General features: G+C 74.3%; 5 protein-coding genes. 1 reads left to right on the top strand and 4 read right to left on the bottom strand.

Annotation, left to right across the window (positions count from 1 at the left end; all coding sequences use genetic code 11):
• From AC51EU_RS26000 to AC51EU_RS25985, 4 genes are all read right to left on the bottom strand, one after another.
• The coding region (locus AC51EU_RS26000) for a P1 family peptidase (RefSeq protein ID WP_496269513.1) at positions 1 to 373 on the bottom strand (373 nt) is incomplete at its 3' end.
• 159 nt (positions 374 to 532) lie between these two features.
• Positions 533 to 1351 (bottom strand): L,D-transpeptidase family protein, encoded by an 819-nt coding sequence (locus tag AC51EU_RS25995; RefSeq protein ID WP_496269512.1) that lies wholly within the window; start codon positions 1349 to 1351, stop codon positions 533 to 535.
• A 412-nt stretch (positions 1352 to 1763) separates the two neighbouring features.
• On the bottom strand, positions 1764 to 2915 hold the full coding sequence (locus AC51EU_RS25990) for a low temperature requirement protein A (protein WP_496269511.1): 1152 nt from the start codon (positions 2913 to 2915) through the stop codon (positions 1764 to 1766).
• Positions 2916 to 3186: 271 nt separating this feature from the next.
• Entirely contained in the window at positions 3187 to 4218 is a 1032-nt protein-coding gene (locus AC51EU_RS25985; RefSeq protein WP_496269510.1) for a methyltransferase, read from the bottom strand.
• Between the two features lie 197 nt (positions 4219 to 4415).
• On the opposite strand from AC51EU_RS25985, the gene AC51EU_RS25980 reads away from it, so the two are divergent.
• A complete protein-coding gene (locus tag AC51EU_RS25980) occupies positions 4416 to 5702 on the top strand; it encodes an amidohydrolase (RefSeq protein WP_496269509.1) in 1287 nt (428 codons plus the stop codon).
• The last annotated feature ends 275 nt before the right edge of the window (positions 5703 to 5977 follow it).

Here is a 5977-nt window from a genome sequence, read left to right as displayed (position 1 = left end):
GCGCCGGATCGGGCCCGACCCGGAAGCCGCGCCCCTGCTCCTCCAGCCACTCGGCCACCCCGGTCGCGGCGGCCAGGCCGAAGGCGCTGCCGCCGGTCAGCACCACCGCCTCCACCCGCTGGACGAGGTTGCGCGGGTCCAGTGCGTCGGTCTCGCGGGTGCCGGGCCCGCCCCCGCGCACGTCGACGGCCGCGATGGCGCCGCCGACGGGCGCCAGGACGACGGTGGTACCGGTGAGACGGCCGTCGCCGACGCGCTGCGCGTGGCCGACGCGGAGGCCGGCGACGTCGACGAGGGAGTCGTGCGGGCCGGGGGAGGGGGCGGTGTCCCGCCGGGCCGTCCCGTCGTGGGCGCTGCGCGCGTCGGGCGTCATGGCGCGCGCGTCCCGCCCGCCCTGCTCCTGCTGTCCGTCAGCCATGCGTCAACGAGTACCACGGTACGGGTGAACAAGGGCCCTCTCGGTGGACGCAGACCGCGGCGCCGGCACCCGGCCCCTGGCACCCGGTGCCGCGCACGGTCGCCGGGGGCCCGTTCAGAGCCCCTTGGCCGGCCCCATCACGATGACCGGGTGGAGCTTCGGGTCCAGGGTCCGCAGGAGTTCCTTCATCACCGCGGGCTTGAGGCTGACACAGCCCTGGGTGGGGCCGTCGTGGTCGACGTGCAGCCAGACGCCACCGCCCTTGGCCTCGCCCTCCGGACGCTGCCCGTCCAGCGGGGACGTGCCGGGGACCCGGTTGTAGTTGATGGCGATGACGTAGTCGAAGGCGCCGGCGAGGGGTTCGCCCTCGACACCGGTGCCGTTGGCGACGAAGTTCTCGTTGTGGTCGTAGGGCAGCTTGGTGCCCTTGGGCGGGGGCAGGCGGCCCCCGGCGTCGGTGAGGGTGTAGACGCCCTCGGGGGAGCGCAGATCGCCGTAGCGGTGGTCGCCGGTCCAGCCGCGGGCGGCGTTGTGCGCGGCCCAGGTCGCGTCGGGCCGCCACTCGGCCGAGCCCTCCGCGCGGGTGTAGAGCACCACGTCGGACGCGTACGAGTCGGAGCCCTTGCCCGTGACGACCAGCACCTGGCGGCTGTTCGCCGGTATCCGCTTGAGGGTGGCGTCGCTCAGACCGGGGATGCGGCGGACGGAGCGCGAGACCCTGGTGAGGGCGTCGGGCGCGGACGCCGCGTCCGGTTGTGTCGCGGTCTTGGGGGTGCCGTTCTTGGCCTCAGGCTGCGCGTTGTGGTCGTCGCCCGATGCGGGCCAGGCCCACAGGGCGGTGCCCACCAACGTGGTCAGCGCGAGACCGCTCACGGCTTTCCCGCGCCGGGACAGACCTCGGGGCGCGCGGGGCTGAGCGTGGCGGGCGGCCATGGCTGGCGTCTCCTCAGGTACGGACGAAAGGACGAACCCTAGGTATAAAAAGGGCAATCTGCACCCTACCGCGAGCGGGCGGCGGTGCCGGGCCCACTCTCGCCCATGACGGAGGGGGCGGGTACGGCGGGGTCCGAAACTCGCGGAAGGTGACGAGGGATTGAGGGGGTTTGAGGGGCGGGAACGCGCGTAGGTGGCCCGGAGGCGGCGGCAGAACATGGCTGGAAACCACATCAACTCGCCGCAGGCGGTTACGAGTTCGTATACACCGACCGTGGCGTGCCGGTCACGCCGGGTGAACCGGGTGCCGGAACGGGCATCCGCCCCGTGCCGTACGGCAGTTCGGCACACTTCCGGGTGGCACGGAGGGCCACCCCCACGGGGGACCTCCCCGCGACCGGCGCCACCCCCGTCAGTGCTCCTCGGCCACCGCCGCACCCTGCCGCGCCGTCAGCGTGACACCCACCGCGACCGTGGCGGAGGCCACCAGACCGGCCGCCAGGACCGCGAGCCGCCCGGCGGCGGTGCAGACCAGGACGAGGAGCGCGGATATCGGCAGGACCAGCTGCTGGAGCGGCCCGCGCTTCTGGTGCCGGGAGTGGACCAGCCACACGGTGGCCATGAACAGCGCGGCCGGCACCGTCACACACGCCGCCGCCGCGACCGCCGGCAGCGCGGACTTCCCCGTCGCCTCCTCCACCGCGACCTCGATGCCCGCGCCGATCGCCGCCGCCGACCCGTACACCAGGTAGTGCCCGTACCCCCAGACGAACGCCTGGCGGCTGGAGGCCAGATGGGTGTGGATGGGCACCGCGAAGTAGATCCAGTACGCCGCGAACACCAGCAGCAGACCGCCGCCCGCGAGCGGCAGCAGGACCCCCGGCGCCACATGCGTGTCCAGTGCGGACTGCACCGCGACGGTGGCCGCCGCGATCGTCTCGCCCAGCACGATGATGACGAACAGCCCGTGGCGCTCGGCGATGTGGTGCGGATGCCAGGCCGTGCGCCGGTCCCGTTCGGCGAGGGCCGGAACGGACATCTCCAGTACGGCCATCACCACGAACACCCACGGCCGCCCGCCCGGCGGCAGCAACAGCAGCCCCAGCCACCCGACCTGGCACAGGCACACCCCCACCGCGTACCGCAGCGCCGTACGCCGCTCCGCGCCCCGGCTGCCGTGCGCGGCCCGCAGCCACTGGGTGACCATCGCCAGCCGCATCACCACATAGCCGGACCACACGACCCGGAAGTCCCCGTGGTCGAACGCCCTCGGCACCCCGGCCGCCAGGATCAGCACCCCGGCGATCTGCACCAGCGTGACGACCCGGTAGGGCACGTCGTCGGTGTCGTACGCCGAGGCGAACCACGAGAAGTTCACCCACGCCCACCACACCGCGAAGAACAGCATCAGATAGCCGGTGACGCCGTGCCCCGGGTGGCCCTCCGCGAGCGCGTGCACCAGTTGCCGGCCCGCCTGGGCGATGGCCACGACGAAACACAGGTCGAAGAAGAGTTCCAGCGGCGTCGAGACGCGGTGCGACTCGTCACTCCGCCGCGGCCGCATCGGAACCCGTACGGGCCTGCCCACGTCAGACGGTGCCCGGCGCCTGCGGGCGGCCCGCTGGTGACGTTCTGGTGGGGCGGGGCACGCCGGACATGCGGGGCTCCTTCCACGGCGCGGCCCCGGGCCCGGTGCGCGGGGACCGTCCCCAGTACAACCCGGTGCGCGCCGGTTCGCCACGCGAGCGGCGGACGGGGCGGACCGGAGCGGAGTGTCGCGTGCGCACGGGTGACGCCCGGGGCGACGCCTCGTCAGGAGCCGAGTACGGAGGCGCCTACTCGGCCACCGCCTCCACCACCGAGGCGAACGCCGACGTCGGCAGCACCCGCGTCAGCCGGAACCCCGTCGCGTCCAGCAGCGAGGCGAACTCCTCGGCCGAGCGCTCCCGCCCGTCGACCAGCGGCAGCAGCGCCACATCCATCGTCTTGCCGAAGTGCGGCCCGTTCCCCGGCCGCAGCACACACTCGACGACCAGCAGCCGCGCACCCGCCGCCATCGCCGCCCGGCAGCCGCGCAGCACCCGCCGGCAGGCGTCGTCCGGCCAGTCGCGCAGCACGTGCTTGAGGACGTAGACGTCGCCGCCCTCGGGGACCGACGTGAAGAAGTCACCGGGCTCGGTGCGCCAGCGGCCCTCCAGCCCCTCCTCGTCCAGGAGGTGACGGGCGAGCGGTGCGGGCCGGTCGAAGAGGACGCCGGTCAGCCCCGGGTGGCGGCGCAGCACGGCGCGCAGCAGCCCGCCGCGCCCGCCGCCGACGTCGACGACCGTCCCGGTGGACGGGAACGGGTACACCTCGGCGACGGCCTCGTCCCCCTGACGGGAGAGCGCGGCGGTCCCGTCGTCGACCAGGTCGCGCAGCGCCGGGTCGGTCTCCAGATGTTCGGCGAACGGCTTGCCGAAAAGGCGTTCGCCGTTCGCGCCGCCCTCGCGCACCGCGTCCTCCAGGCCCGCCGAGGCACGCAGGAACAGGTCGTCGGTCGTCATCAGCACCGCACTGTGCAGCGAGTCGGGGACGTCGGTGCGCAGCAGCCGGGCGGTGGGCGTCAGACGGTAGGCGCCCGCCGCGTCCTCCCGGAAGACGCCGTGCGCGGCTAGGAGGCGCAGCACGCGGTGCAGCTCCGGCGCCTCGGTGCCGGTGGCGTCCGCGAGCTGGGCCGGGGTGCGCGGGCCGAGCGCGAGATGGTCGGCGATGCGGTGGCGGGCCGCGGTGCGCAGGGCGGCGGTCAGGACATGGCCCATCGCCTGGTCCAGGAGACGTGCGGCGAGGTCGGTGGGGTCGTCGCTGGTGTGGGGTGGTGGGGTGTCCAACGTCCGCCTCCGGTCGTCGACGTGAGCTTAGGCAATCACGGTGGCAGCAGCCGGCTCCGGTGTCACGGGGGTACCGGCCGCACCCGCCAACTCCGGCCAGGTGCAGGCCACAGGCCCCCCGGGCAGCGCGGACGCCGTGCGGACCCGCCCTCGGACGCCCCGTGTACCCGTCCGCCCGTCCGTGGTCGAATGCGCCCATGAGCGATCACGACAGCGCACGTCCTGGCCCTCACCCGACCCCCGCCGCCCGGGACGCCGTCCTGGCCCCCCTCGACGACCGCCTCCCCGACCTCGTAGACCTCTACAAGGATCTCCACCGCCACCCCGAACTCGGCTTCCAGGAGACCCGCACCGCCGCCGAGACCGCCCGCCGCCTCACCGCCCACGGCTACGACGTCACCACCGGCATCGGTGGTACGGGCGTGACGGGTGTGCTGCGCAACGGCCCCGGGCCCGTGGTGCTGCTGCGCGCCGACATGGACGCCCTGCCCGTCACCGAACGCACCGGCCTCCCGTACGCCTCCACCGTCCCCGGCCGGATGCACGCCTGCGGCCACGACATCCACGTCACCTGCCTGCTGGGCGCCGCCGACCTGCTGGCGGAAGGCCGCGACCACTGGTCCGGCACGGTGATCGCGCTGTTCCAGCCCGCCGAGGAGATCGGCAGCGGCGCCCGCTCCATGCTCGACGACGGCCTCTACAGCAAGGGCCTGGTGCCCGTCCCGGACGTGGTCCTCGCCCAGCACGTCGGCCCGTTCGGCGCCGGACTGATCGCATACTGCCCCGGCGCCTGCATGGCCGCCTCCGACAGCCTCGCGATCACCTTCCACGGCACCGGCGGCCACGGCTCGCGCCCCGAGACCACCGTCGACCCGATCCTCATGGCGGCCGCGTTCGTCCAGCGGGTGCAGTCCGTCGTGGCCCGCGAGGTCGCGCCCAAGGACCGTGTGGTGGTCACCGTCGGCTCCTTCCACGCCGGGGACGCCTCCAACGTCATCCCCGACCAGGCCGTCGTCCGCCTCAGCGTCCGCACCTTCGAGCCCGGGGTCCGCACCGCCGTCCTCGCCGCGATCGAACGCATCGCCCGCGCCGAGGCCACCGCCTCCGGGGCGGACCGCGCACCCGACATCGAGGCCCTCGACACCTTCCCCGTCACCGTCAACGACGACCGCACCCTCACCGAGGTCAACACCGCCCTGACCGCGTTCTTCGGCGAGCAACGCCTCTTCCCCTACGACCCCGCCTCCGGCAGCGAGGACGCCGGCGAACTGGCCACCGCCGCCGGAGCGCCCCTCTACTACTGGTGGCTCGGCGGCTGGGACCCCGACGCGTTCCATACCGCCCTCGCCGCCGGCCGGCTGGCCCAGGACATCCCCTCCAACCACTCGGCCCGCTTCGCCCCCGTCCCCGAACCCACCCTCACCATGGGCGTCCAGGCCCTGGCCACCGCCGCCCTGAGCCGCTTGGCGGCAGCGGACTCCTGAACGGCGTGGTGCCCGCCCGTTGACCTTGCCCTTGGGGGAAGCACCAGCATCGGCGGTGCCGGGCGGAAAGCCCGGTCGAGGACGGCGCGCCGAAGGGCGCGTGGGCTGGGGAGGGGGCGTGCGGGGCGCTGGGGCGCTGGGACGGCGGGTGTCGGCGTGGCCGGTACGTGGCGTGGCCGGCGCCCCGGGGTGAGCGGTGTGTACGGGTGCGCCGGGACGAGGTGTGCCGGTGCGTGGGGGCGGGACGTAGGGGCCCTCCGGGCAGTGGCGTACGA

This window comes from Candidatus Streptomyces philanthi, from assembly GCF_059553635.1.
This window is presented reverse-complemented; position numbering and strand designations above follow the sequence as displayed.

What these genes read in the sequence shown, in the direction of transcription:
- AC51EU_RS25995 (WP_496269512.1), bottom strand. Translation starts at nt 1,351, where the DNA reads ATGGCCGCCCGCCACGCTCAGCCCCGCGCGCCCCGAGGTCTGTCCCGG.
- AC51EU_RS25990 (WP_496269511.1), bottom strand. Translation starts at nt 2,915, where the DNA reads ATGCGGCCGCGGCGGAGTGACGAGTCGCACCGCGTCTCGACGCCGCTG.
- AC51EU_RS25980 (WP_496269509.1), top strand. Translation starts at nt 4,416, where the DNA reads ATGAGCGATCACGACAGCGCACGTCCTGGCCCTCACCCGACCCCCGCC.